We start from the raw sequence: 26,951 nt of genomic DNA on the forward strand, positions 1-26,951 counted from the left end.
TATTCTCCAGGAACTGCCGTCGGCAGGGCCGACTACTTTGTTCTTAGTCAGTTGGCTTCGGAACGGGAACCTTCCGAAACAGGGACTCCGGCGTCTTCGTTCAGGAAGGCGCAGAAAACTTTTTAGTGCGCCGCGTGGGCAGCGCGGAAGCCGGATCGTCCGGCCAGGCGTGTTTGGGGTAGCGGCCTTTCATCTCTTTCTGCACTTCACGGTATGCGCCCTGCCAGAACCCGGCTAAATCACGGGTGATCTGTAACGGTCGGTGCGCGGGTGAGAGCAGCTCAAGCACCAGCGGTACACGCCCATTGGCTACCGTGGGGGTTTGCGCTTCGCCAAACATCTCCTGTAGGCGAACGGCCAGCGCCGGAGGCTTCTCTTCGTCATAGCGAAGGGGAAGTCTGCTTCCGGTCGGCACAGTGTAATGAGTTGGCAGACGAGTATCCAGTTGCTGGCGCTGTGACCATGTGAGCAATTGTAATAAAGCGCCGTAGGCATCGATTTGTTTCAGCCCCTTTGCATCGCGCACGCCGCGCATCGCAGGCAGCAGCCACTGCTCCAGCGAGGCCAGCAGATCCGCCTCTCCCGCCGCGGGCCACTTCTCTTCCGGCAGCCACTGGTGAGCACACACCAGACGGATGCGCAGCTGTTCTGCCTGCGGACTCCAGTTGAGTACCGCAAGACCTTTGCTGCGGATCCAGCGAAGCATGGCCGGATGCAGCTCTTCCTCATCCGGTTTATTAAGCGGCTGCGATTTTATCACCAGCTCGCCAATCTGCTCGCGCCGCCAGGCACGCAGCGTGCCACGCTCTTCATCCCACTCCACTTCCGTCCGCTGTTGCAGCAGTTGAGGAGAGTGGCGGATCAGCGCATCTGGCTCTATCGGCAGGGCCTGAAGAATGCGGGCATCGGGCTGCGTGCTGCTCTGTAGCAGTTGCGGAGCTATCAGCCATTCATAGCGGGTTAAGGCTTCGTCAGTATCCAGCATCGCGCCCATGCCGTTAGCCAGCTGGTAGCGCCCTTGCGTGCCGCGCCGCCGCGCAATCCTGTCCGGAAACGCTCCCGCTAACAGAGGAACAATCAGGTCGCTGTCCGGCGTGCCGCCCTCACTTTTCAGCCGTCGTTGCAGCTGCCTGGCCCGCTGCTGCCAGTTTGGCTGGCGACGATGAAAACTGTCACGAAGATCGGCGCTGCCCCGCGCCGGCTCTTCCAGCATTGCCACTAACAGCGAGGCTGTAGCCACGCTGTCCGCCTCTTTGCCGGCATCAATCAGCAGCGCGGCAAAACGCGGTTCGCTACCCAGCGCCGCCATGCTTCGCCCTTTAGTCGTCAGCATTCCGGCTTTATCCGTGGCGCCAAGCTGGTGAAGCAGCTCTCTGGCCTGCTGAAGATTGTGCGCTGGCGGCGTATCAAGCCACTGAAGCTGGCTGACGTCACGACACCCCCACTGCAACAGGTCCAGCCAGAGCGAGGCCAAATCACTGTGCAGGATCTCAGGTTCCGCATGGGAAGCGGCACGTTCAGCCTGATCCTTCGCGGTAAGATGCAGGCAAATTCCCGGCTCCAGTCGCCCTGCTCGTCCGGCCCGCTGCGTCATAGAGGCCTGACTGATGCGCTGCGTTTGCAGCCGGGTCAATCCGGTGCGGGTATCAAACACGCCGGTTCTTTCCAGAGTACTGTCCACAACCAGACGGATGCCTTCAATTGTCAGGCTGGTTTCCGCAATATTGGTTGCCAGCACCACTTTACGCCGACCCGCCGCTGCCGGAAGAATCGCTTTGCGCTGTTCGCTGAGCGGTAACGCGCCATATAAAGGAGTGAGATCAACATCGCTGCCAATCAGCGAGGAGAGATGCGTCTGTACACGCTGGATTTCTCCAACGCCCGGCAGAAACAGCAGCAGTGAACCGCTCTCTTCCCGCAGCAGCTGGCTGACCTGGCGCGCCACGGCCTCATCGAAGCGATAATTCGCCGCCAGTGAAGCGTAACGGCGCTCAACGGGCCAGGAGCGCCCTTCGGAAGCTATCATCGGCGCATCGGGCAGCATGGCCTGCAACCGCTGATTATCCAGCGTTGCGGACATCAGCAAAATTTTCAGATCGTCACGCAGCCCCTGCTGCACATCCAACAGCAGCGCCAGCGCCAAATCCGCTTGCAGGCTGCGCTCGTGAAATTCATCCAGGATCACCAGCGACACCCCTTCCAGCATCGGATCCTGCTGCAACATGCGGGTGAGGATGCCTTCGGTGACCACTTCAAGACGCGTAGCGCTGCCTACCCGGCTCTCCGAGCGCATGCGGTATCCCACGGTTTCCCCCGGCTGCTCGCCCAGGATTTCCGCTAATCGCTGCGCAACGTTACGCGCCGCCAGACGGCGTGGCTCCAGCAGCAGGATGCGTCCCGTGAAGTCGGCCTGTTGCAGGATTTGCAGCGGCAGCCAGGTTGATTTCCCCGCACCGGTCGGGGCCGCCAGCAGCACCTGCGGGGAAGATTGCAGCGCCGCCAGCAGGTCGGGTAGCACCACGCTCACCGGTAATGAACTCACGTATTTGCTCCAGAACGTCATGGTCTAAATTTGCCGGGCATTGTAGCATTCCTGTTTCTGGAAAACCGGAGAGCACCATGAGTGAGCAAAAAAGGCTGTTTTTCGGCATCAGTTTGCCTGAAGAGAGCCGACAGAGCTTAATCAGATGGCGAGCCGAGACGTTTCCCGCCGAAGCGGGCCGCCCGGTGGCCGCCGATAACCTGCATATGACGCTGGCCTTTCTTGGCGATATCAGCGAGGAGAAGGCGCATGCGCTCAGGCAGCTGGCCGGGCGCATCCGTCAGCCCGCCTTTACGCTGACGCTGGATGATGCCGGGCACTGGGCACGTTCCGGGGTCGTCTGGCTGGGGCCGAAGCGGTCGCCCCGTGGGCTGCTGCAACTGGCAGAACTGCTGCGTTCTCAGGCTGCCCGCAGCGGCTGTTATCAGAGTCCTCTGCCCTTTCATCCTCATGTCACATTACTGCGCAACGCTACACAGTCAGTCTCGCTACCGCCGCGTAATTTTAGCTGGCGGTTTCGCGTTGAACGGTTTGCGCTGTTTCAGTCCCTGTATGCTCAGGGCAAAACGCGTTATCAGCCGCTCGCTGAGTGGGAACTTTCACAGGAAGTGCTATGATTTTTCACCCTGCGTTGCGTCCGGCTACGCTGATTAAACGTTACAAACGTTTCCTGGCCGATGTGATTACGCCAGAAGGGGAAATGTTAACCATGCATTGCGCAAATACGGGGGCGATGACCGGCTGTGCCACGCCAGGCGACACCGTGTGGTACTCCACATCGGCGAGCCTGACGAGGAAATATCCCCACAGCTGGGAGCTAACGGAAACGCAAACGGGTGACTGGATTTGTGTGAATACCTTACGCGCCAACAGCTTAGTTAAAGAGGCGCTAACGCTGGGGACAATTCCAGAATTTTCCGGTTACGGCAGCCTGCGTGCTGAAGTGAAATACGGCGCAGAAAAAAGCCGCATCGACTTTCTGTTACAGGCAAGTGACCGGGTAAACTGCTATATTGAAGTCAAATCCGTGACGCTGTTACAGCAAGGTATTGGGTATTTTCCGGATGCGGTTACCGTTCGTGGCCAAAAGCACCTTCGTGAACTGGCGAAGATTGCTGAAAATGGCGAACGTGCGGTTCTGTTTTTTGCCGTTCTGCATACGGGGATTGAGGACGTTTCCCCGGCGCGTCATATTGACGCACGCTACGCAGAACTACTGGCACAGGCTCAGCAGAGCGGGGTTGAAGTGCTTTGTTATAAAGCTCAATTATCACCAGACGGCATGACGCTGAAAAAGCCACTGGTTGTGAAGTTGTAAATTCAGGCGCATTTTGCTGTTATAAGCTTGCTCATAACGTGCGCCTGAATACGCTTTTACTCACAGGCTTGTCAAGGCATGTTCAGGAATAATTGCTAACCTTGATCGCTTCTGCTATTTATAGCGACCTGTTTTTATCCCCGATGGGGATCGATAGTGCGTGTTATCCAGGAGAAACAACATGCAAGAAGGGCAAACCCGTAAAACCTCGTCCCTGAGTATTCTCGCCATCGCTGGGGTGGAGCCATACCAAGAGAAGCCGGGCGAAGAGTACATGAATAAAGCCCAGTTGGAGCATTTCAAGAAGATCCTTGAAGCCTGGCGTAACCAGCTTCGGGATGAAGTTGATCGCACGGTGAGTCATATGCAGGATGAAGCCGCCAACTTCCCCGACCCGGTTGACCGCGCTGCACAGGAAGAGGAATTTAGCCTTGAACTGCGTAACCGCGACCGCGAGCGCAAACTGATCAAGAAGATCGAGAAGACGTTGAAGAAAGTGGAAGATGACGATTTTGGCTACTGCGATTCCTGCGGTGTTGAAATTGGTATCCGTCGCCTTGAAGCACGTCCTACCGCCGATCTTTGCATCGACTGTAAAACGCTGGCGGAAATCCGCGAAAAACAAATGGCCGGTTAATGGCTACTGGATTGTGCAGTGAAGCACCTGCTTCACTGCCGGTCTCTTCCACTATGTCTGCTTCCTGTATCGGGCGCTTTGCCCCCTCTCCTTCTGGTGAACTGCATTTCGGCTCTCTGATTGCTGCGCTTGGCAGCTACCTGGAGGCTCGTGCTCAGCAGGGGCAGTGGCGCGTACGCATTGAAGATATCGACCCGCCCCGAGAGGTAGCTGGGGCAGCCAGACGTATTCTTGCGCAGCTTGAACAGCATGGGCTGACCTGGGATGGCGAGGTTCTCTGGCAGTCGACCCGTCACGAGGCTTACCGCGAAGCATTAGCCTGGCTTTCTGAGCAACAGCGCAGCTATTACTGCACCTGTACACGCAGCCGCATCCAGCAGATTGGCGGTATTTACGATGGTCATTGTCGGAATTTACACGCCGGCCCGGAAAATGCAGCCTTAAGGTTGCGGTCAGACCATCCGGTAAGCGAATTTCAGGATAAGCTCCGGGGCACTATCAAAGTGGATGCAGCTCTTGCGCAGGAAGATTTCATTATTCATCGCCGCGATGGTCTGTTTGCCTATAACCTGGCGGTAGTCGTGGATGACCATTTTCAGGGCGTGACTGAAGTCGTCCGGGGGGCCGACTTAATCGATCCCACGGCCAGGCAAATTGCGCTCTATCAGGCGTTCGGCTGGCCGGTTCCCGATTACCTGCATTTACCGCTGGCTATGGGGGCGGATGGTCAAAAATTGTCAAAACAGAACCATGCCGCTCCCCTGCCATCGGGTGATGCCCGCCCCGCCATTGTGCAGGCACTGCATTTTTTGCGGCAGCCGGTCAGTGAAGGCTGGCAAGATTTGCCGCTGTCAGAAATCCTGCAACAGGCGATAGCCCGCTGGCAGGTGACAGCGTTACCGGCAGAGAATGCGCTGTACAGCAATGCTGAAACCCAATAGCTTTACGCTATGACTTCTGTTTGTTTGGAGCTGGTCTACAGGTGTTCAGGGCGGCGTCACTCCCTTTTCTGCCTGAAAGATGACGCGGATGAGAGATGAAGATTCTCAAATCGACTTCTCTGAGCTATGATTAGCCGCTGTTTTTTAACGCTAAGCTAAATGTCACTATCGAGGTGTCCCATTTTTACCCGAGTTGCTAATTTTTGCCGAAAAGTTCTGAGTCGTGAAGACGAAGCGCCCGCCGAGGTCGGCGAAGTGCACCAGATGACCGTTGTCCCTCGCGATCGTCATACTATCTCGCGTAAAGACATCAGTGAAAATGCCCTTAAGGTGCTCTATCGCCTGAATAAAGCCGGTTATGAAGCCTATCTGGTAGGCGGCGGCGTTCGCGACTTATTGTTGGGTAAAAAGCCGAAAGACTTCGATGTGACCACCAACGCCACGCCGGAACAGATGCGTAAACTGTTCCGCAACTGCCGCCTGGTTGGCCGCCGTTTTCGTCTGGCACACGTGATGTTTGGCCCGGAAATTATCGAGGTCGCCACCTTCCGTGGCCATCACGAAGCTGAACAAGTGGTTGAAGATCGCAACAGTTCGCAGCACGGCCAGAACGGCATGCTGCTGCGCGACAATATTTTTGGCACCATCGAAGACGATGCGCAGCGCCGCGATCTCACTATTAACAGCCTCTATTACAGCGTCTCTGATTTCTCGGTACGCGACTACGTTGGCGGCCTGAACGATCTCCAGCAGGGCATTGTGCGCCTGATTGGCGATCCGGAAACCCGCTATCGTGAAGATCCGGTGCGCATGCTGCGCGTGATCCGCTTCGCCGCCAAGCTGGATATGTCCATCGCTGCCGAAACGGCAGAGCCTGTTCCACGCCTGGCCACGCTGCTGCATGATATTCCCCCTGCGCGTCTGTTTGAAGAGACGCTGAAGCTGTTGCAGGCTGGCTACGGTTACAGCACCTATCTGCTGCTGCGTGAATATCAGCTCTTCCAGCCCCTGTTCCCGACCATTACCCGTTACTTTACGGAGAAGGGTGACAGCAACATGGAGCGGATGATTGTGCAGGTGCTGAAAAACACCGATCACCGTATTCATAACCAGATGCGCGTTAATCCCGCCTTCCTGTTCTCGGCAATGTTCTGGTATCCGCAGCTGGAAGCGGCGCAGAAAATCGCTCAGGAGAGCGGGCTTGCCTATTATGACGCCTTTGCGCTGGCGATGAACGATGTGCTGGATGAAGCCTGTCGTTCGCTGGCGATCCCCAAACGCATCACCACGCTGGTTCGTGATATCTGGCAACTACAGCTTCGCCTGTCACGTCGCCATGGTAAACGCGCCTGGAAACTTATGGAGCATCCTAAGTTCCGTGCCGCTTATGATCTGCTGGCGCTGCGTGCTGAAGTGGAAAACAACCAGGAGTTGCAGCGCCTTACCACCTGGTGGAGCGAATTCCAGGTCTCGGCCCCACCTCAGCAGAAAACGATGCTGAACACGCTGGGGGATGACCCGGTACCACGCCGTCGTACCCGCCGTCCACGTAAGCGTGTTCCCGGCCCGCGCGGCAGCAACAGCAACGTATGACCCGCGTTTATCTCGCCCTGGGCAGCAATCTTGCTGACCCGCTGCATCAGGTGCAGGCCGCACTTGATGCACTGGCTGCAATCCCTGAGACCACGCTGGTGGTCTCTTCTGCTTTTTACCGCACGCCGCCTTATGGCCCGCCCGATCAGCCCGACTACCTTAATGCTGCCGTCGCCCTTGATACCGCCTTACTGCCTGAAGAGCTGCTGGACCAGACGCAGCGTATAGAGCAGGAACAGGGACGCGTAAGAAAAGAGGAGCGCTGGGGGCCGCGCACGCTGGATCTCGATATCATGCTGTTTGGCGACCAGACGCTGGCTACCCCGCGTCTTACCGTGCCCCATTACGATATCGCTAACCGTGCTTTTATGCTGGTGCCCCTGCTGGAAATTGCGCCGGAGATTGCCTTACCTGACGGCGTAAAAGCCGCTGACCTTCTCTCAAAGCTGGACGCAGGTGCCATACAGCGCTGGTAGTGCAAACCCCTTCCCCTTCCATTAAGATACGCCCACGAAAACTCGCTTAAAGAGGTTGTCATGAAACCGACCACGGTCTCTACCCTTCGTCAGTGGAAAAAAAGTGGCCGAAAGTTTGCCTCGATCACCGCTTATGATTTCAGCTTTGCCAGATTGTTTGCCGACGAGGGCATTCAGGTAATGCTGGTGGGTGATTCGCTTGGCATGGTGGTTCAGGGGCACGACTCCACCCTTCCGGTGACCCTCGCAGACATTGTTTACCATACGCAATGCGTCAGACGCGGTGCCCCTTCGGCTCTGCTGCTTTCTGACCTGCCGTTCATGACCTATGCCACGCCGGAACAGACCTTTGACAGTGCGGCTCAGCTGATGCGTGCCGGTGCCAATATGGTCAAACTGGAGGGCGGCAAATGGCTGGCTGAGACAGTGAAGCAGTTAACTGAGCGTGCCGTCCCCGTTTGCGGCCATCTTGGCCTGACGCCGCAGTCCGTTAATATCTTCGGCGGTTACAAAATTCAGGGTCGCGAGAGCGAGGCAGCAGAGACGTTGCTGGCGGATGCTCTGGCGCTGGAGGCGGCAGGCGCACAGATGCTGGTTCTGGAGTGTGTGCCGGTGGCGCTGGCTAAACGCGTAACCGAAGCGCTCACCATTCCGGTGATCGGCATTGGCGCGGGCAACGTAACCGACGGCCAGATCCTGGTGATGCATGATGCGTTTGGCATTACCGGCGGCCATATTCCCAAATTCGCCAAAAATTTCCTCGCTGATACCGGCGATATCCGCGCTGCCGTCAGGCAGTACCTGATGGAAGTGGAAGCAGGAACCTATCCTGCCGAAGAACACAGTTTTCACTAATACAGGAGAAGGTCTGTGCTGATTATTGAAACATTGCCCATGCTGCGCCGGGAAATTCGTCGCTGGCGGCAGGATGGCAAACGCATCGCCCTGGTTCCCACTATGGGTAACCTGCATGATGGCCATATGAGGCTGGTAGATGAAGCCCGTGAGCAGGCGGATATTGTGGTGGTTTCCATCTTTGTGAACCCGATGCAATTTGAGCGCCCTGACGATCTGGCCCGCTATCCGCGCACGCTACAGGAAGATTGCGAGAAGCTGAATCGCCGCAAGGTGGATCTGGTCTTCGCGCCTGCCCCTGGCGATATCTACCCAACAGGTCTGAGCGAACAGACGTTTGTAGAAGTGCCGGGCCTCTCCACGCTGCTGGAAGGTGCCAGCCGTCCGGGTCACTTCCGCGGTGTCTCAACCATTGTCAGTAAGCTCTTTAATCTGGTCCAGCCGGACCTGGCGCTGTTTGGCGAAAAAGATTACCAGCAGCTGGCGCTGATCCGCAAAATGGTGGCGGATATGGGCTACGACATCAGTATCATTGGCGTACCGACCGTGCGGGCTAAAGATGGTCTGGCGCTCAGCTCCCGCAACGGCTATCTCACCGCTGAGGAGCGCAAGCTGGCGCCAGCGGTCAGCAAAGTGATGAACAGCATGGCGGCGCGACTGTCCAATGGTGAACGGCATATTGAAGAGATCATTGCGGAAGCGGAAACAGCTCTGGCCGTACAAGGCTTGCGGGCTGACGGACTGGCAATTTGCGATGCTGAAACGCTGCTACCGCTCAATGTCGACAGCCAGCGGGCAGTGATCCTGATGGCAGCCTGGCTGGGCAAAGCTCGCCTGATTGATAATCAGCAGGTTGATTTAACGCAGTAACAGACCTCCGGACGCGGCTATGCTGGCGTCCTTTTTTGTTCTCCGGGAAAGGTAACAAGGTTATGAACCGTACTATGTTGCAGGGCAAGCTCCATCGGGTGAAAGTGACCCAGGCGGATTTGAACTATGAAGGCTCCTGCGCCATCGATCAGGATTTTCTCGACGCTTCCGGCATTCTGCAATATGAGGCGATCGACATTTACAACGTAACCAACGGTCAGCGTTTCTCTACCTACGCCATCGCGGCTGAGCGCGGCTCGAAGATCATCTCCGTGAATGGCGCAGCTGCTCGCTGCGCCTGTGAGGGGGATATTTTGATTATCTGCTCTTACGTAACGATGCCAGATGCCGAAGCCCGCGAATGGCAGCCTAAAGTGGCCTACTTTGAAGGCGATAACGTGATGAAGCGGCTGGCAAAAGCCGTCCCGGTACAGGTTGCCTGATTTCCTGACGGGGGATTGCTCCCCCGCCATTCCCTGACAGACTCCGCTTTTCTCTTTTCCCCCAGGCTTCAGGCTTACGCCTGCTTACTTTTGCCCATTGGCTGCATCTCAATTTCCTCAGCCACAGGCTGCGAGCCGCCCGGTGCAGCTGAAGATGAGGCTGTTTGCGCCGCAGGACGAGATGTCGAAGCGGTCGGCTGCGGTGCCGTCTGTGGCGCAGGCGCTGATGTCGAAGCGGTCTGCTGCGGTGCAGGAGCTGATGTAGAAGCGGTCGGCTGCGGTGGCGCCTGAGTAGTTGGCTGCGCGGCAGGCTGACCCGGCGTGGCTGGCATTGCCTGTGCCGTTTGCGTCGGGGACGTCAACCGCTGTCTGACCTGGTCACTCGCCCACTGCTGGGCCGAAGTCATGGCACCAGAAACATTATTTTTTGCATTACTCAGCCCATTTCCTACTGCCTGGCCGGTTCTGACGGCCCCATCTGCTAAGGCGTTAGCCCCTTCTGTCACCTTAGTTTTGGTATATGACGCCGTATCCACAGTAAACTGTCCGACCTGTCTCGCCCCACTCTGCAACCCATCCACGCTTTTATCCCTGAGTTCGCCGGTTTTCTGCCCTACGATGCTGTTCACGACTTTATCCGCAAGGAAATCTACTGCCTCATCGTTACGGTTAGGCGCGGGTCCCGCTAACGCCCCGGCTATCCCCTGGAAAGCATAAGCCAGCGCAGCGCCCGCCAGGTTAATCCCCTGATCTTTAGCAATTTCTACCCGCGAGGTCAGTTCGCCTGCACCAAGACGGCCAACTGCATCTTCGATAGCGGCCGACGGAGCAGAACTCACGGCGCCGCTCACGCCAGCATTGCGGACGATGTTACGTAGCGCGTTGTTTCCGGCCAGTGACAAGGCTAATGTGCCAATTTCTGACACCATATTACCGGAGGTGATATTTAGCGCCCCTTTGGCATAATTACGCGGCGTCATTAAGCTTAACAACAGCGTTTTTAGCCTTTCCGCGCCGCCGGAGTGCATCTGCTGTCTCACACTGGTTTTGCTCAATGCCTCATATTGGGCTTTCCAGTCGCTCCGCCCCAGAAGGTATTCCGGGCCGTGAGAAGCACTGAACCTGTTGGTCAGTACGCCCCCCGCCGAGCCAGCCGCCAGACTCAGGACATTGCTGGTGTGCGAGATTGCCTGCGGGTTATTTTTTGACGCGGTTGCCACGGTACCCACAACAGCGTTTCGGCCATCAAAGCCAATGCCGCCCAGCGGGGCCAGTTTTAAGCTCTCTCCCAGGCCCTGACGCTTTTTCAGCACCCCCTGCATCTCAGGTTCCAGCTTTTCCGCATCGGCTGCCAGCCACAACGTATCTTTGACTACCGGAGCAAAGACCTTATCGCCTACCGATTTGAGCACCATTGCTATTCCCCCATCAATCGCCCCAGCCAACGCTTCTGACGACGCAGAAGAGCCAGCAATGCCGGCGCCTAATTTAACGGCGCCCGATGCATAGCCAGAGATGGCAAAGGGAAAAGCTTTCACCGCGCCGCCCACCGCCTCGCTGATATAATCCATTTTCTGCGCTTTAGCCATATTAGCCGTAATGGTGGCGGGCGTTTCATTCATGTCGTGTAGCTCTGTTGCCCGCTGCTGGATAAGCTCATCCAGGTCGTTATCACCCGGAAAATAGGTTTTCAGATGATTGGCGATAGCACCAATCGCCGCATTACGCGTGGCGTCTGTAGCGGTAACTGCGCCAGAAGAGCCTGCATGGGTCGTATGTCGAGCGCGGGCTTCATGGCTGCCTGATGCCTGTCCTGAAGTGTGGGATGTAGCATGAGTAACAGAAGTGGGTAATGTGTTGATACCGGCCATAAGCATGTTCCAGAGTTAAACAAGTGGATAACAGGCTTGCGGCCTGCCTGAGTTATCGTCTCAACACTGGCGTGCACTGATACCAGTAAAACGTGTTTGCGATAGGAGTGAGTGGCGCCAAAAGGGAAAAAGTTTGCGACGGGATAAGGTTTACTTATATTTAGTGATCAATATCAAATAATGCCGGGCAGGCTTTTCGGGGCAAACCCAGGCGTCCACTGCGGGACGCCTGTTGAAAGCGGAAGACTAATGGGCAAGCGTGGCGGTATTTTTTGGCGTTTTCTTCAGGGTGAAAAGGAAGTTAAACATGCCTTTTCGGCGAAACCAGCAAATGCTCATCGGCAGCAGCAGGGCACACAGGAAAGCGGCAACAAATTTAAGGTCATTAATCACCATTTTCTCACTGGTGAACTTCACCACTTTAGCAAACACCTGGATCGCCAGGTAATGCGAGAGGTAAAACACAATGGAGTTTACGCCGACAAAGTGAACCAGCTTCACATTGGTATGTAATGCCACAAAGATAAACAGCGGAATGGAACAGAGCGCCAGCGGCGCCAGCAGCTGCCACTCTATGCCTCTCTCTGAAATAAAATTAACGGAAGAGAGGATAATAAAGCAGAGTGCCGAGGGCAGCAGCCACGTTTTTTTGCTCACTATACCAGGAATATCCACCTGCCGGTGTACCAGTAAATCCCCAAGATAAAAGAACGGGAACAGATAAAATGAACGATTGATATGGCCGTTATCAAAACTGGAAAACAGGCTGCCAGCAGGTATTTCAGGGAGCGCATAGCTGAGGATCAGTGCCACCGGAATAACGATATAAAAAGGAATGCGGCGAGCACACTCATCCCCCGCAGGTTATCCACCCATGTCAGTCTGTTCATCTTTTTCCCCAGCCATAATTTAAAAAAAGCGAGTCTCCCTGTGGCTGAAATTATTATGGCCATAAGGTTATAAAGACTCTGATAAGCAGAAATGATTATACATATCCTGACAATCGATAAAATGATCATCGCTGACATTCGTCATAAATGAGAATAAACTTAACCAATCCATAATATTGTTTAAAATAATTACTCAGTTAATTCTCAGAATATAAGAATAAACCCGTTAAAGAATATCTTATAAATCGGGTTTCGCTTAATTTAAAGTGGCACTGCTTATTTTATTGACGAGGGTAAGGGGCTATATCGCCCGCGAAAAGAGAATGAGCAAGAGAACAGAGACAAGAAATATAGCGAGGAGGTCAAGCAAGTGATTTTGTTCACTATCCCTTCCCGTAACAGAAAGGGATAGTGGGCAACCTTTAGGTACGTAAGCCCCTGCCGCGTTGGATTAGCACCCAGACCAGAATGTAGAACACCGCAATAAAGGCCACTAATACGCCCAGCGTAAATACCAGCGGCACGTCAGAAATCCCCAGGAAACCATAACGGAAGCCGCTTATCATATATACGATAGGGTTCAGTTTTGACACCATCTGCCAGAACGGCGGCAGCAGGGTCAGAGAGTAGAAAACCCCGCCCAGATAGGTAAGCGGCGTCAGCACAAAGGTGGGGATCAGGCTGATGTCGTCAAACGTCCGGGCAAAGACTGCATTCAGCAGGCCAGCCAGTGAGAAAAGGATCGCCGTCAGCAGCAGCGTGACGGCGACCATTAACCATGAATGAACATGGAAAGGGACGAAGAAGAGTGAAATAGCCGTAACCAATATGCCCACGCAAACGCCGCGCGCCACACCGCCACCTACATAGCCTGCAATAATCACATGCGTGGGCACCGGGGCCACCAGCAGTTCTTCAATGTTGCGCTGGAATTTAGCGCTGAAGAAGGAAGAGGCAACGTTGGCATAGGCGTTGGTGATCACCGCCATCATAATCAGGCCAGGCACAATAAACTGCATGTAGCTGAAGCCGTGCATCTCACCAATACGGGAACCGATTAAGTTGCCGAAGATAATAAAGTAGAGCGTCATGGTGATCACCGGCGGCACCAGCGTCTGGATCCAGATACGGGCGAAACGGTTGATCTCTTTACCCCAGATGCTCTTCAGGGCGACCCAATAAAGATGTGTCATGCTTTCTCTCCTTTGCGACCGTTGACCAGATCGACAAACAGCTCCTCAAGGCGGTTAGCCTTGTTGCGCATACTTAATACCTGCACGCCCTGGTGGCTGAGCTGGCTGAACACGCTGTTCAGCCCCTGCTCGCGCAGCACTTCCACTTCCAGCGTGGCGGTATCCACCAGCCGGTACTGAAAACCTTGCAGCTCGGGTAACGGACATTTAGGCGCGAGATCGAGAATAAAGGTTTCGGACTTCAGCTTAGAGAGCAGCCCTTTCATCGAGGTGTTTTCCACCAGCTCGCCGCGCTGAATAATGCCAATATTGCGGCAAAGCATCTCCGCTTCTTCCAGGTAATGCGTGGTCAGAATGATGGTGGTGCCCTTGGCATTTAAATCTTGCAGGAACGTCCACATCGAGCGACGTAGCTCAATGTCCACCCCAGCCGTAGGCTCATCAAGGATCAGCAGCTTCGGCTCATGCATCAGCGCACGGGCAATCATCAGGCGTCGCTTCATCCCGCCCGAGAGCATGCGCGCGCGTTCGTTGCGCTTATCCCAGAGATCGAGCTGCTTAAGATACTTTTCTGCCCGCTTCAGCGCCTCTGGCTTTTCCACGCCATACAGACCCGCCTGGCTGACCACGATTTGCATCACCGTCTCAAACTGGTTGAAGTTGAACTCCTGCGGCACCAGCCCAAGCTGCCGTTTGGCGTTGACCACATCCTGCTGGAGGTCATAGCCAAACACCCGCACTTTACCGGCCGTTTTGTTAACCAGCGAGCTGATAATGCCAATGGTGGTGGATTTGCCTGCCCCGTTGGGGCCAAGCAGCGCATAGAAGTCACCGGCTTCTACGTTAAGATCAATTCCCTTGAGGGCCTGAACGCCGCCTGCATAGGTTTTGGTCAGTTTTTCAAGTTCCAGTGCATAAGTCATAGATGTAAGAGTGCCCTGTTTTGTGAGGTTTTATTGTTTACCGTTTTAAATCACGTCGCATTGTCCTATATTACCGCAACGCATTTCGAGTTTTGGTCGACACTAACATGAAAGATATTGATACCCTTATCAGCAACAATCGCCAATGGTCCAAGCTGCTGAAAGAAGAAGATCCAGGCTTCTTTGAGCGTCTGACACTCGCTCAGAAGCCCCGCTTTCTCTGGATTGGCTGCTCTGACAGTCGTGTTCCAGCCGAGCGCCTGACGGGGCTGGAGCCGGGCGAACTGTTCGTTCACCGCAATGTAGCCAACCTGGTCATTCACACGGACTTAAACTGTCTTTCCGTGGTGCAGTACGCCGTTGAGGTGTTAGAAGTGGAACACATCATCATCTGCGGACATTACGGTTGTGGTGGCGTGCAGGCTGCGGTGGAAAATCCGGAGCTGGGCCTGATCAACAACTGGCTGCTGCATATCCGCGATCTGTGGTACAAGCATAGTTCGTTACTGGGTGAACTGCCGCCAGAAAAACGCTTCGACAAATTGTGTGAAATCAACGTGATTGAGCAGGTTTATAACCTGGGCCATTCAACTATCATGCAGTCGGCGTGGAAACGCGGTCAGAAAGTGACGATTCATGGCTGGGTTTACGGCATTCAGGACGGCTATCTGCGTGACCTGGAAGTAGCGGCCACTAACCGTGAAATCCTTGAGCAGCGCTACCGTCACGGTATTGCTAACCTGCTCAACGATCTGGAAAGTCCTCGCGACGGCGACGCATAATATAACAGGCCGGGATCGCCGGCCTTAGTCGTTTGTGCGGTGATGCTGAGCGGAAACGTCCGCTCAGTTCAGCTATTCATCCAGCATGACGACTTTGCCCACATAGGGCAGATGACGATAGCGCTGCGCATAATCGATGCCATACCCCACCACAAACTCATCGGGAATAGTGAAGCCCACATACTCGACGGCAACCTCTACCTCGCGGCGCTCGGGCTTGTCCAGCAGCGTACAGATGGCCAGTGATTTCGGCTGGCGCAGGCGGAGAATTTCACGCACTTTGCTCAGCGTATTACCAGAATCGATAATGTCCTCAACGATCAGCACATCTTTGTCCCGAATATCTTCATCGAGATCCTTCAGGATTTTCACATCCCTTGTGGTGGACATGCCGCTGCCATAGCTGGAAGCCGTCATAAAATCGACTTCGTGCGACACCTCAATTTTACGGCAGAGATCGGCCATAAACATAAAGGAACCACGCAGCAGGCCTACCAGCACCATGTCGCTGCCGCTGTCGCGGTACTGTTCGGTAATCTGCTGGCCCAGCTCAGCAATACGCTCTGCGATCTCTGCTTCGGAGATCATCACTTCTACGGTATGTTTCATAACTTTTGTCGATTCAGATGGTTTCAGGGAAGCAGCGAAGTCTATCACATCTTGCCCCCCTGTTTCCTGCTGTTGCGCAAGTGTGGACGGCAATCTTAAAATAGACGTACAGACTTCCAAAACAGGCGTTAGCGATATTTCATCACGCAAAAGGTTTTAACCTTAGAACGATAATTTATTTATTCCCTCCCTCCCGCACAGGGTAACGTAAGCTGAACTTATCCCTCTCAGCATGCCTGTCGGCAGGAGATTGCATGGCTTCCTCTCATTCTAAAAAGACCCATATCGGCGCGCGTGAGCTGCATCCGGAAACCCAGATGCTTAACTATGGCTATGATCCCACCTTATCGGAGGGCGCCGTTAAGCCGCCGGTATTTTTAACTTCCACCTTCGTGTTCACTTCCGCCGAAGAGGGAGAAGCCTTCTTTGATTATGTCTCTGGCCGGAAAGAGCCGCCCACAGGGGAAGCAAACGGTCTGGTCTATTCCCGTTTTAATCATCCCAACAGCGAGATCGTGGAAGACCGGCTGGCTATTTATGAACGGACCGGAAGCGCAGCCCTCTTCTCCTCTGGCATGTCCGCCATCTCCACCACCCTGCTGACCTTTATCGAACCCGGTGATGCGATTTTGCATTCGCAGCCTCTGTACGGCGGAACCGAAACGCTGCTCAGTAAAACTTTCCGCAAGCTGAACGTGTCGGCGGTGGGGTTTGCTAACGGCCTGGATGAAGAGATTGTGCAGGCAGCAGCAGAGCAGGCCATGCAGCAGGGCCGTGTCTCGGTGATCCTGATTGAGTCTCCGGCCAACCCTACCAACAGCCTGGTGGATATTGCGTTAATCGCGCGGGTGGCGGATGCCATTGAGCGCAAGCAGCAGCACCGCCCGATTATTGCCTGTGATAATACGCTGCTGGGGCCAGTTTTTCAGCGCCCGATTGAACACGGCGCCGATCTGTCGCTCTATTCGCTGACCAAATATGTTGGCGGCCATTCCGATTTAATTGCCGGGGCGGTGATGGGCAGTAAAGCCCTGGTGAAACAGATCAAAGCGTTGCGCAGCGCAACAGGCACGCAGCTTGATCCGCACTCCAGCTGGATGATTGGCCGCTCGCTGGAAACGCTGGCGCTGCGAATGGAACGGGCAAACGACAATGCTGTCGCTGTGGCTGAATTCCTGCGGGGACATAAAAAAATAGCAAAGTTGCACGCCCTCTCCTTCCTGGAGCCAGGGTCACCGGCGGAACGGGTCTTCAGCAAGCAGTGCAGCGGAGCAGGTTCCACCTTCTCCTTTGATCTGGCAGGCGGTAAGCAGGCCGCTTTCAGGCTGCTGAATACCTTGCAGCTGTTCAAGCTTGCGGTTAGCCTGGGCGGCACAGAATCGCTTGCCAGCCATCCGGCCAGCACCACCCATTCCGGCGTACCTGCCGAAGTACGGGCAAGAATAGGCATCAGCGAATCCACCGTCAGGGTTTCTATTGGCATCGAGAATAAAGAAGATTTGATTGAGGATTTACGACTGGCGCTGGATCAACTCTGACCGCGCTGATTTAAAAGGGTTAAAGGCTGCGCGAGCGGCCTTTACACCGTTTTGCTACGCAGCTTTTTCGAAATAAACTGGTACGTTGAAACGGTCAGCCACCAGGAAGCCAGCACCGGTTGTTTCTTACGCAGCAATTTTTTTGCGTAGTGAAAGGACTCAAAAGCTTTTTTGGGCGGCTCCAGCGGAACATCTTTCCACGGTGACCTGCGGTACATATCGATATAATTTTTGTTATATCCCGTCTCTTCAATCGAGATACTCCAGGGTTTGGTTTGCCCGGCGTAATGAATGAAGATAGGTTTTTTCTGGGTGCTTTTGTTCTTTGGAATAAAGTTATACTGCTGTTCCAAAAAAAGAACCTCATCATCCAGGATGATGTTCAGGCAATCCTGATCCGGGAAGGTATTTTTTTTATCTTTGATTTTAATAAAAAATTGCTCCGTTACCCCACGCGCCATCCAGGCTTTGGTATTAATGATCATCACCCCGGAATTAAAATACTTTTTCTCGCGATCCAGCCCCAGAGAGGCCAGGTACTCTTTATTCATCCCCTTGTCCTGCACGGCAGCAATTGTATAGCCGCTCATATCAAGCGACAGCAGCAGCTTAATGCTGCCATTACAGACGATATCGCAGTCCAGATAGAGCAGCTGGCTGACCTCATCATGCAGGATAGTCGAGGCAACGACCCGATAATAGATCGATTTCGGGTAGAAGTCATAGACCTGAAGCCCGTTAAAAACGTCGTTATTTAACAGATAGATGACAACGCTGATATTGGGGTGCTCAGTAAAGAAAGAGGCGGGGAAAAGCTTGCTGTACTCATCAGTAAAGATATGGAAAGTCACGTTTATCTCTGGGTTCATCTGCGCTACAGAAAAAAGACAAACGCCACAATAGGTGAGATATCGCTTATCGGTGGTAAATAAAATATTTATGTCCGCAACAGAATTTTTGTTGCCGGCATAGACAATCCTTTCCTTCACCAGGCTATTTTTATTCATAAGGATGATGACTTCAGGCAGCTGAATTTGAGTTAACGTTATGGCTGGTTACCTGATGAGAAAAAGTAAAAACAAGCTTCTGACTTAATGCAAATTTTGCAAATAAGAGAAAACTCATGGAAGACCACTTTATTATGGAGTGTGCGACACCTTCAGACTCTGATTATAAATATCAGAATAAATAATAATCTAAACTTAATTAACAGGTTAAGTTTATTTATAGCGCCATTCTAATTTTTTCACTTCTGCGTTTAATCCTAACCAGTAAACAGTGGCCCTCTTTTAAAGCGGGTCATAAGCTGGGGGCATTTAGGATTTTTCATTAGGCGTTTGGCTAACAGCAGGCACGCCAATGGTGTCCCGAAGCTGGTGAGAAAGCACTGACTGATGTTTTCCGGGGGAATGATCAATCGGTGAACCGCACGATCCCACGGTGCTCTTAAAGATCTTTGATGCTTAGCTTTACTGCAAATCAGGCACAATGCAGCGCGGCAGATAAGAGGCGCCTTCACAAAATGGACGAACGGCATTTGTCTGTATGCCGTTCGGTGAATTCAGTGAATATAAGCAGCTCAGGTGGAAGTACCTGCAAGCCCAACCACGCCCCCTGATTTTATGAGGCGTGAAGTATTCAGCCAGCCCCTTCGTCACTCACGGTAAACCCGGTCATCATACCGGTATCCTCATGCTCCAGCAGATGACAATGGGCCATATAGGCGTGCTCTTTGCTGGCGGTGTGATCGAAACGAACCAGTACCTCGCTGCGCCAGCCTTCAACCCGCACGATATCCTTCCAGCCGCTGCGGTGCGGTGCCGGTGGCTTGCCGTTTTCCGAGAGAATGCGGAACTGCATGCCGTGAATATGGAACGGATGCAGCATCTCATCCCCTTCACCGGAAATGGTCCACTTCTCGACAACGCCGCGTTTTACGTCAAATGAAGGCTGCGACATAGTGAAGGCCGCCCCGTTAATCTTGTTACCGTTGTGGAAATCATAAGCAGCCGTCTGGGATTTTGCCTCTCCAGACGAATGATCCCTACCGGCCGCAGAACTTTGCTGCATCTGGCTGTGATCCATACCAGCTGAAGTACTCTGATCCGCCATCGCGCCGTGATCCATGCCAGCCATCCCGCTCTTTCCGCCAGCAGCCTCATCATCATGCGCATCGCCACTCATACCCGCCATCGCCGCATGGCCATATTTCTCCATCAGCGCCAGCATGCCGCGACGATCGAGTTCAGGATCCATCGTCAGCTGAAGCCAGCGCTCTTTAACTCCCTGAGTGGCCGGTAAGGCTGGCAGATCAACCAGCTTATCAGGCAGCGTGCCGCTGGCTAAAATTTGCAGTGGAAGGATATGCAGCACCGGCAGCGGCTGATTGAAAGGCGCCAGCGACATACCCATCTGACGCACGGGCAGCGTTTGCAGATCGAAGGCTTTGCCGTCGTGAGTATCAACAAGAATTTCAAAGCGCTCACCGGGCATCATCGCCAGCTCGCTCATCTGCACCGGCTCAGCCAGCAGTCCGCCGTCGCTGGCAATCACATACATCGGGCGACGATCGCTGGTAGTCAGATTCAGCGAGCGCGCATTGCAGCCGTTCAGCAAACGGAGGCGTAACCAGCCCCGTGGCACCGCGTGCTGAGGAAAGATCTCGCCATTGGTAAGCAGGGTATCGCCAAACCAGCCTACCGCCGCGCTCATAACGTCCAGCTCGTACTCTATTTTACTGCCGTCGTTGCTCAGCCGCTTATCCTGCAAGATGACCGGAATGTCATCCACGCCCCAGATTTTGGGCAGCAGCAGCTTTTCACCCGCGTTATCTTTAACGAGGATCAGCCCGGCCAGCCCCTGGGCGACCTGATACCCGGTTCTGCCATGCAGATGGGGATGGAACCAGCAGGTAGCCGAGGGTTGATTAGGGGTGAAAGTCACCGTACGGCTCTGGCCAGGCGCAATGACCGCCTGTGGCCCGCCGTCCACGTCCCCCGGAATAGCTAAGCCATGCCAGTGAACAGTGGTGGCTTCCGGCAGAGTATTTCGCACGTTGAGCGTTACCGGTTTACCGCTTTCCAGCACTATAGCCGGGCCGAGCAGATCACCGTTGTAGCCCCAGGTTGGAACGGTTTTGCCGCGCCACACTTTACTGCCGGTACGGGCCGTAATGTTCATTACGCCGCGTGGGTCGGGCGTTAAAAGCTGGGGAATGGGCAGTTCCGGACGGCGATCGTCAGCGAGAGCGGTGCGGCTCCATAAAGGCAGCGCGCTGGCCGCACCCATTGCGGCGGTTAGCTTAATAAAATCACGGCGTTGCATCATTCTCATCCAGACTTAGCAGGAAATTCTTAGCGGGAAGCATAAACCCTTCCCCACCGGGAAGGTCAAGCATTGCCGTTCGCCAGCAGATAAAATGACCCTATCCGGCGTTTATTGCCGCAAAATTGTCTGAACCCTGCGAATAACTGTGCTAACGTCACTCTTATTACAATCGATTGAGATCAATTATGAAGAAGAGCATCAAGGCTCTGTTGTTACTGAGTCTCTTTGGCTTCTCGTCGACAAGTTTCGCACTAAGTGAGTCAGAAGCTGAAGATTTGGCGGATTTGACGGCGGTCTTTGTCTACCTGAAAAATGACTGTGGTTATCAGGAGCTGCCGGATGGCCAGATCCGCCGCGCGCTGGTCTTTTTTGCTCAGCAGAATCGTTGGGATTTGGCGAATTACAGCAGCTTTAATATGAAGGCGCTGGGTGAAGAGAGTTATCGTGACCTCAGCGGTATTGCCGTGCCTAACGACACTAAATGTAAATCTCTGGCACGTGATTCACTCAGCCTGCTCGCCTACGTGAAGTAATCCCCCTTTTTCATCCCCAACTGTTGATAATTTGACCGTGCAACCACGGTCAGAGTTAGCTACTATATTGCGCCCATTTTTTGTGGCAGCGATAAGGAGAATTCCCCTTGGCCGATAAAGAGATGTGGTATGAAACCCTTCATACCGGATTTGGACAATATTTTTCTGTTGATAAGGTTCTGTACCGTGAGCAAACCGGCCACCAGGATCTGATTATCTTTGAAAGTGCCGCTTTAGGCCGCGTTATGGCACTGGACGGCGTGGTCCAGACCACCGAGCGCGATGAGTTTATCTATCACGAAATGATGACGCACGTGCCGCTGTTTGCGCACGGTAACGCCAGGCGTGTGCTAATTATTGGCGGCGGCGATGGCGCCATGCTGCGTGAAGTGAGCCGCCATAAGGGGATAGAGCAGATCACCATGGTGGAAATCGACGCGGGCGTGGTGACCTTCTGCCAGCAGTATCTGCCGAACCACAGTGCAGGCGCTTATGACGATCCCCGCTTCAGGCTGGTGATTGAGGATGGCGTGAACTTTGTCAGCAGTTGCCGTGAAAAGTTTGATGTGATTATCTCTGACTGTACCGACCCGATTGGTCCGGGCGAGAGCCTGTTTACCTCTGAATTTTATCAGGGCTGCCGCCGCTGCCTTAATGAAAATGGCATCTTCGTGGCGCAGAATGGCGTCAGTTTCCTGCAACAGGACGAAGCTGTTAACAGCCATCGTAAACTGAGCCACTATTTCAGCGACGTCAGCTTTTATCAGGCCGCGATCCCGACCTATTATGGTGGCATCATGACCTTCGCCTGGGCCAGCAACAACCCGGCGCTGCGCCAGCTTGATACGGCTACGCTGAAGTCGCGTTTCGACGCGGCAAACCTGACCTGCCGCTATTATAATCCGGCTATCCACACTGGCAGCTTTGCCCTGCCGCAATATTTGTTGAATGCGCTGGCTGACCAGCCGGGCGTTTAAGGGGGTGAACGAAATTGCAAAAGCTTAAACTACATGGCTTCAACAACCTGACAAAAAGCCTGAGTTTTTGTATCTACGATATCTGCTACGCCAACACAGATGCAGAGCGTGACGGATACATTGCCTATATTGATGAGCAATATAATGCTAACCGCCTGACGGAGATCCTGAGCGAGACCTGTTCGATTATCGGGGCAAACGTCCTGAATATCGCACGCCAGGATTACGAGCCGCAGGGTGCCAGCGTCACCATCCTGGTCAGCGAAGAGCCTGTTGATCCGAAAGATATCGATAACTCGGAGCATCCTGGCCCGCTGCCAAACTCGGTGGTTGCGCATCTGGATAAGAGCCATATCTGCGTACATACCTATCCGGAAAGCCATCCGGAAGGCGGACTCTGCACCTTCCGCGCCGATATTGAAGTCTCGACCTGTGGCGTTATCTCTCCCCTTAAGGCGTTGAACTATTTAATACACCAGCTTGAATCTGACATTGTTACCATCGACTATCGCGTGCGTGGTTTTACGCGCGACATTAATGGCGTGAAGCACTACATCGATCATCAGATCAATTCGATCCAGAACTTCATGTCTGAAGATATGAAAGCGATGTATGACATGCTGGACGTCAACGTCTATCAGGAAAATATGTTCCATACCAAGATGTTACTGAAAGAGTTCGATTTGAAACACTACCTGTTCAACACCCGACCAGAAGAGCTTAGCCCGCAGGAGCACAAGCGTATTACCGATTTGCTGTGGAAAGAGATGCGCGAGATTTATTACGGCCGTAACATTCCGGCTGTAGGATTAAAAACGCAGTAAGGGTGATAAGCCCGAGAAGCGGGTGGCCTGAGGCCGCCCGTTTTTTTTGCTTCAGGAGTCAGAGCTGACAAAGGCGATGTCCGTGGTGCTTGCGGCCGGGCCATGGCTGCGCTGGATCTGCATCTTTACTGCCAGCCTGACCAGCTTCCCTTCTGACGCGAGGGGGTTCTGCCCTCTGATTTTCAGCTGCAATCACCATGCAGGCAAACTGAGCAAAGGTTACGCCACGCCGGATGATACCCCCTGGTTCAAGCGGATATCTGCTCTCTGTTTTAACGCCCCTGCAAAAACGCCCGGTAAGCGGCGATCACCGCCAGGAAATCCTCCACGCCGCAAAAGCAGAGGCTCTCTTCGTCGTAGTAGTTCATTCCCTCCTCCATCTCGTCGCCTTCCACGCTGAGCAGGTTGGCACGGACGATGACCTCTTCCTCATCCAGCCACAGCGTATATTCATGGCCGATGCGCTGCCATTGCCGTTCGCTGCCTTTTACCTCTTTTACAGCGGCCTCTACCTCATCCAGCAAAGCCAGGTTGCCTTCCACTTCTTCATTAAACCAATGGCCGACGGCTTCATGTCCCATCGACATGCGCACCTTCACACCGCCGGTAAGGTCGCGTAAAAATTCATATTCCATGCTGCTGTCCTCTTGCCTGCCTGACTTTTCCTGCACTGATAGTGTGCATTTTCCGCGCATTGTGCGCTTTTAATGGGGGATGTCCCGCATTATCGCAGTCTGACCGGCGAAAAACAGCGATTTCAGGCCGTTTCTCACAGTGGCACGTTTTTCAGGCAGAGGAAGTAGAATCTGCGGATTTGCCGCATCTGGTCAGGGTAACGCTGCGGGCAGGCGTGTAGTGCACCATCAGCGGTTCAGTGCGAAAGGATCGTTGTCAGGGCCGTTTAGTGGACGGGAAAGACAGGAAAAGTTCGCCAACTGCTGTGCACAGTTATCAGCAGCGGAGGCGCATTATCAGCGTATCGGGATGCGGGAGAAGGAGTCAGATCTCGTCTTTCTACAGGAGATGTTGGTCTGACAGGCGAAAAAAAGGGAGGTCAGCGACCTCCCTTCTCTGTTACACGGCGGTCTGGAAGATCACGCCGTCAGCTTTGTCCGTATACTGCGACAGCTGATCGAAGTTCAGATAGCGATAGGTATCTACCGCCGTCTTATCAACCTGTAACATAAACTGCTGATACTCGTCCGGGGTCGGCAGCTTGCCTAACAGCGAAGAGACGGCAGCCAGCTCGGCTGAGGCCAGGTAGACGTTAGCTCCCGTACCGAGACGGTTCGGGAAGTTACGGGTTGAGGTGGAGACCACCGTCGCACCATCTGCCACGCGTGCCTGGTTACCCATACACAATGAACAGCCAGGGATCTCAATACGCGCCCCACTCTTACCGAAGACGCTGTAGTAGCCCTCTTCCGTCAGCTGCGCGGCATCCATCTTGGTTGGCGGAGCCACCCAAAGACGCGTCGGCAGCTGACCTTTATGGCTGTCCAGCAGCTTACCGGCCGCACGGAAGTGGCCGATATTGGTCATGCACGAGCCGATAAAGACTTCATCAATCTTCTCGCCCTGCACATCAGAGAGCAGACGGGCATCGTCAGGATCGTTTGGTGCGCAAAGAATTGGCTCTTTGATTTCCGCCAGATCGATCTCGATCACTGCCGCATACTCTGCATCCGCATCCCCTTCCAGCAGCGTTGGTGCAGCCAGCCATTTTTCCATGCCCTGGATACGACGCTCCAGCGTACGACGGTCGCCGTAGCCTTCGGAAATCATCCACTTCAGCAGCACGATGTTGGAGTTGAGGTACTCGATAATCGGTGCCTGACCCAGCTTGATGGTACAACCGGCAGCAGAACGCTCGGCAGAGGCATCGGAAAGCTCAAACGCCTGCTCCACTTTCAGATCCGGCAGCCCTTCAATCTCCAGAATGCGGCCAGAGAAGATGTTTTTCTTACCTTTCTTCTCAACGGTCAGCAGACCCTGTTTGATAGCGTAGAGCGGGATGGCGTGAACCAGGTCGCGCAGAGTGATCCCTGGCTCCATTTTCCCTTTGAAGCGCACCAGCACTGACTCTGGCATATCCAGCGGCATTACGCCGGTAGCAGCCGCAAAGGCCACCAGACCGGAACCTGCCGGGAAAGAGATGCCGATAGGGAAACGGGTGTGGGAATCGCCGCCGGTGCCAACGGTATCCGGCAGCAGCATACGGTTCAGCCAGCTGTGGATAATGCCATCGCCAGGACGCAGCGAAACGCCGCCACGGTTCATAATGAAGTCTGGCAGCGTGTGGTGCGTGGAAACATCCACAGGCTTAGGATAGGCCGCGGTGTGGCAGAAGGACTGCATCACCAGATCCGCAGAGAAGCCCAGACACGCCAGGTCTTTCAGTTCATCACGGGTCATTGGGCCGGTGGTGTCCTGAGAGCCAACAGAGGTCATTTTCGGCTCGCAGTAGGCACCAGGACGAACCCCTTCGGTACCGCAGGCACGGCCAACCATTTTCTGTGCCAGCGAGAAGCCACGGGTACTTGGCGCCACGTCTTTCGCTATGCGGAACACCTTGCTCTCTGGCAGTCCCAAAGCTTCACGGGCTTTGGTGGTCAGGCCACGACCGATGATCAGTGGGATACGGCCACCTGCGCGAACTTCATCCAGCAATACTTCGGTTTTCAGTGAGAACGTTGCCAGCACTTCGCCGGTTTCATGGTTCTTCACTTCACCTTTGTAGGGATAGATGTCGATGACATCGCCCATGTTCAGGTTTGCCACATCCACTTCAATCGGCAGTGCGCCTGCATCTTCCATAGTATTGAAGAAGATAGGAGCAATGTTGCTGCCCAGCACCACGCCGCCGCCTTTTTTATTCGGCACATGAGGGATGTCGTCGCCCATAAACCACAGCACCGAGTTGGTGGCAGATTTACGGGAAGAGCCTGTTCCTACCACGTCGCCCACGTAAGCCAGAGGGAAACCTTTTGTCTTCAGCGCTTCAATCTGTTTGATGGGGCCTACGTTGCCCGCCTCGTCTGGCTCAATGCCTTCACGGGCATTCTTGAGCATCGCCAGCGCGTGCAGCGGAATATCAGGACGTGACCAGGCATCCGGAGCCGGAGAGAGGTCGTCGGTGTTGGTTTCGCCAGTGACTTTAAAGACGGTAACGGTGATTTTCTCTGCCAGCTCGGGACGTGACAGATACCATTCAGCTTCAGCCCAGGATTTCAGGATTTGCTGAGCGTGCGGGTTACCGGCTTTGGCTTTTTCTTCAACATCGTAGAAGTTGTCGAACATCAGCAGCGTATGAGAAAGCGCTTTTGCCGCGATAGGGGCCAGCTTCTCATTATCAAGCGCATCGATCAGGGGATGAATGTTGTAGCCGCCCTGCATGGTGCCCAGCAGTTCTACAGCTTTTTCCGGCGTAACCAGAGGAGAGGTTGCTTCGCCTTTGGCAACAGCGGCCAGGAAACCCGCTTTAACATACGCCGCTTCATCGACGCCGGGTGGGACACGGTTGACCAAAAGATCGATCAGAAATTCTTCTTCACCCGCAGGTGGATTTTTTAGCAGTTCAACCAGCGCGGCCATTTGGGAAGCATCTAAAGGCTTAGGTACGATCCCATCGGCTGCACGCTCGGCAACGTGCTTACGGTATTCTTCTAGCACGACGTTCTCCTCGCTCTCATTATGTAGGGCTTTCCGACCACCTTGCTCACTTATGGAGAACAACCTTCCCTTTTCATGTCCAGGTTGAGGTGCCCGGTTTCGCGGAGGGCAGAATAGCAGGATTTAGGGTGTTTGTT

The 26,951-nt window shown here is 54.2% G+C and carries 24 protein-coding genes; 14 read left to right on the plus strand and 10 right to left on the minus strand.

What is annotated here, in order from left to right; all coding sequences use genetic code 11:
- Positions 1-100 precede the first annotated feature (100 nt).
- A complete protein-coding gene (gene hrpB / locus AAH450_RS12005) occupies positions 101-2,542 on the minus strand; it encodes an ATP-dependent helicase HrpB (RefSeq protein WP_342910440.1) in 2,442 nt (813 codons plus the stop codon).
- A gap of 77 nt (positions 2,543-2,619) precedes the next feature.
- On the opposite strand from hrpB, the gene thpR reads away from it, so the two are divergent.
- The 9 genes from thpR to panD all read left to right on the plus strand — a co-directional run bounded on the left by thpR (position 2,620) and on the right by panD (position 9,675).
- Complete coding sequence (thpR, locus tag AAH450_RS12010) at positions 2,620-3,159, plus strand: RNA 2',3'-cyclic phosphodiesterase (RefSeq protein ID WP_342910441.1); 540 nt, start codon at positions 2,620-2,622, stop codon at positions 3,157-3,159.
- On the plus strand, positions 3,156-3,860 hold the full coding sequence (gene sfsA / locus AAH450_RS12015) for a DNA/RNA nuclease SfsA (RefSeq protein WP_342910442.1): 705 nt from the start codon (positions 3,156-3,158) through the stop codon (positions 3,858-3,860). Before thpR ends, sfsA begins: the two co-directional genes overlap by 4 nt.
- A 181-nt stretch (positions 3,861-4,041) precedes the next feature.
- Positions 4,042-4,497, plus strand: a complete 456-nt coding sequence (dksA, locus tag AAH450_RS12020) for an RNA polymerase-binding protein DksA (protein ID WP_034897431.1) — start codon at positions 4,042-4,044, stop codon at positions 4,495-4,497.
- Between the two features lie 53 nt (positions 4,498-4,550).
- Entirely contained in the window at positions 4,551-5,438 is an 888-nt protein-coding gene (gene gluQRS / locus AAH450_RS12025; protein ID WP_342910819.1) for a tRNA glutamyl-Q(34) synthetase GluQRS, read from the plus strand.
- 180 nt (positions 5,439-5,618) lie between these two features.
- Complete coding sequence (gene pcnB / locus AAH450_RS12030) at positions 5,619-7,031, plus strand: polynucleotide adenylyltransferase PcnB (RefSeq protein WP_342910820.1); 1,413 nt, start codon at positions 5,619-5,621, stop codon at positions 7,029-7,031.
- Positions 7,028-7,507: a 2-amino-4-hydroxy-6-hydroxymethyldihydropteridine diphosphokinase gene (gene folK, locus AAH450_RS12035; RefSeq protein ID WP_342910443.1), complete on the plus strand. Its 480-nt coding sequence runs from the start codon at positions 7,028-7,030 to the stop codon at positions 7,505-7,507. The genes pcnB and folK overlap by 4 nt, the downstream gene beginning before the upstream one ends.
- 60 nt (positions 7,508-7,567) lie before the next feature.
- Positions 7,568-8,362: a 3-methyl-2-oxobutanoate hydroxymethyltransferase gene (panB, locus tag AAH450_RS12040; RefSeq protein ID WP_342910444.1), complete on the plus strand. Its 795-nt coding sequence runs from the start codon at positions 7,568-7,570 to the stop codon at positions 8,360-8,362.
- A 15-nt stretch (positions 8,363-8,377) separates the two neighbouring features.
- Positions 8,378-9,232 (plus strand): pantoate--beta-alanine ligase, encoded by an 855-nt coding sequence (panC, locus tag AAH450_RS12045; protein ID WP_342910445.1) that lies wholly within the window; start codon positions 8,378-8,380, stop codon positions 9,230-9,232.
- Between the two features lie 62 nt (positions 9,233-9,294).
- Complete coding sequence (gene panD, locus AAH450_RS12050; protein WP_306207873.1) at positions 9,295-9,675, plus strand: aspartate 1-decarboxylase; 381 nt, start codon at positions 9,295-9,297, stop codon at positions 9,673-9,675.
- A gap of 74 nt (positions 9,676-9,749) precedes the next feature.
- Here panD and AAH450_RS12055 read toward each other — a convergent pair whose 3' ends face one another.
- From AAH450_RS12055 to AAH450_RS12070, 4 genes are all read right to left on the minus strand, one after another.
- A complete protein-coding gene (locus AAH450_RS12055; RefSeq protein WP_342910446.1) occupies positions 9,750-11,546 on the minus strand; it encodes a hypothetical protein in 1,797 nt (598 codons plus the stop codon).
- Between the two features lie 246 nt (positions 11,547-11,792).
- Positions 11,793-12,359, minus strand: a complete 567-nt coding sequence (locus tag AAH450_RS12060) for a hypothetical protein (protein ID WP_342910447.1) — start codon at positions 12,357-12,359, stop codon at positions 11,793-11,795.
- A 499-nt stretch (positions 12,360-12,858) separates the two neighbouring features.
- Entirely contained in the window at positions 12,859-13,629 is a 771-nt protein-coding gene (locus tag AAH450_RS12065; protein WP_342910448.1) for an ABC transporter permease, read from the minus strand.
- Positions 13,626-14,552 carry an ABC transporter ATP-binding protein gene (locus AAH450_RS12070; RefSeq protein ID WP_342910449.1) on the minus strand — a complete coding sequence of 309 codons (927 nt, stop codon included), beginning with the start codon at positions 14,550-14,552 and terminating at the stop codon, positions 13,626-13,628. The genes AAH450_RS12065 and AAH450_RS12070 overlap by 4 nt, the downstream gene beginning before the upstream one ends.
- Before the next feature lie 107 nt (positions 14,553-14,659).
- On the opposite strand from AAH450_RS12070, the gene can reads away from it, so the two are divergent.
- On the plus strand, positions 14,660-15,334 hold the full coding sequence (gene can / locus AAH450_RS12075) for a carbonate dehydratase (RefSeq protein WP_342910450.1): 675 nt from the start codon (positions 14,660-14,662) through the stop codon (positions 15,332-15,334).
- 72 nt (positions 15,335-15,406) lie between these two features.
- Here the strand turns inward: can and hpt are convergent, their stop codons facing one another.
- Positions 15,407-15,943 (minus strand): hypoxanthine phosphoribosyltransferase, encoded by a 537-nt coding sequence (gene hpt / locus AAH450_RS12080; RefSeq protein ID WP_318788856.1) that lies wholly within the window; start codon positions 15,941-15,943, stop codon positions 15,407-15,409.
- Positions 15,944-16,197: 254 nt separating this feature from the next.
- Between hpt and AAH450_RS12085 the strand changes: the two genes are divergently transcribed.
- Entirely contained in the window at positions 16,198-17,481 is a 1,284-nt protein-coding gene (locus AAH450_RS12085) for a cystathionine gamma-synthase family protein (protein ID WP_342910451.1), read from the plus strand.
- Positions 17,482-17,522: 41 nt separating this feature from the next.
- On the opposite strand, the gene AAH450_RS12090 is transcribed toward AAH450_RS12085, so the two are convergent.
- Positions 17,523-18,488, minus strand: coding sequence for a glycosyltransferase family 8 protein (locus AAH450_RS12090; RefSeq protein WP_342910452.1), 966 nt, complete (start codon positions 18,486-18,488; stop codon positions 17,523-17,525).
- A 631-nt stretch (positions 18,489-19,119) separates the two neighbouring features.
- Positions 19,120-20,805: a multicopper oxidase CueO gene (gene cueO / locus AAH450_RS12095; RefSeq protein ID WP_342910821.1), complete on the minus strand. Its 1,686-nt coding sequence runs from the start codon at positions 20,803-20,805 to the stop codon at positions 19,120-19,122.
- 188 nt (positions 20,806-20,993) lie between these two features.
- Here cueO and AAH450_RS12100 point away from each other — a divergent pair, with 188 nt between their 5' ends.
- The 3 genes from AAH450_RS12100 to speD all read left to right on the plus strand — a co-directional run bounded on the left by AAH450_RS12100 (position 20,994) and on the right by speD (position 23,142).
- Positions 20,994-21,341, plus strand: coding sequence for a YacC family pilotin-like protein (locus AAH450_RS12100; protein ID WP_318788852.1), 348 nt, complete (start codon positions 20,994-20,996; stop codon positions 21,339-21,341).
- 107 nt (positions 21,342-21,448) lie between these two features.
- A complete protein-coding gene (gene speE, locus AAH450_RS12105; protein ID WP_342910453.1) occupies positions 21,449-22,318 on the plus strand; it encodes a polyamine aminopropyltransferase in 870 nt (289 codons plus the stop codon).
- A gap of 14 nt (positions 22,319-22,332) precedes the next feature.
- Entirely contained in the window at positions 22,333-23,142 is an 810-nt protein-coding gene (gene speD / locus AAH450_RS12110; RefSeq protein WP_342910454.1) for an adenosylmethionine decarboxylase, read from the plus strand.
- Positions 23,143-23,414: 272 nt separating this feature from the next.
- Here speD and yacL read toward each other — a convergent pair whose 3' ends face one another.
- Together yacL and acnB are read right to left on the minus strand one after the other, a co-directional pair.
- A complete protein-coding gene (gene yacL, locus AAH450_RS12115) occupies positions 23,415-23,777 on the minus strand; it encodes a protein YacL (protein ID WP_306207913.1) in 363 nt (120 codons plus the stop codon).
- A gap of 439 nt (positions 23,778-24,216) precedes the next feature.
- Positions 24,217-26,814, minus strand: coding sequence for a bifunctional aconitate hydratase 2/2-methylisocitrate dehydratase (gene acnB / locus AAH450_RS12120; RefSeq protein ID WP_342910455.1), 2,598 nt, complete (start codon positions 26,812-26,814; stop codon positions 24,217-24,219).
- Between the last annotated feature and the right edge of the window lie 137 nt (positions 26,815-26,951).

The organism is Erwinia magellanica (assembly GCF_039023495.1).
Classification (GTDB): domain Bacteria; phylum Pseudomonadota; class Gammaproteobacteria; order Enterobacterales; family Enterobacteriaceae; genus Erwinia.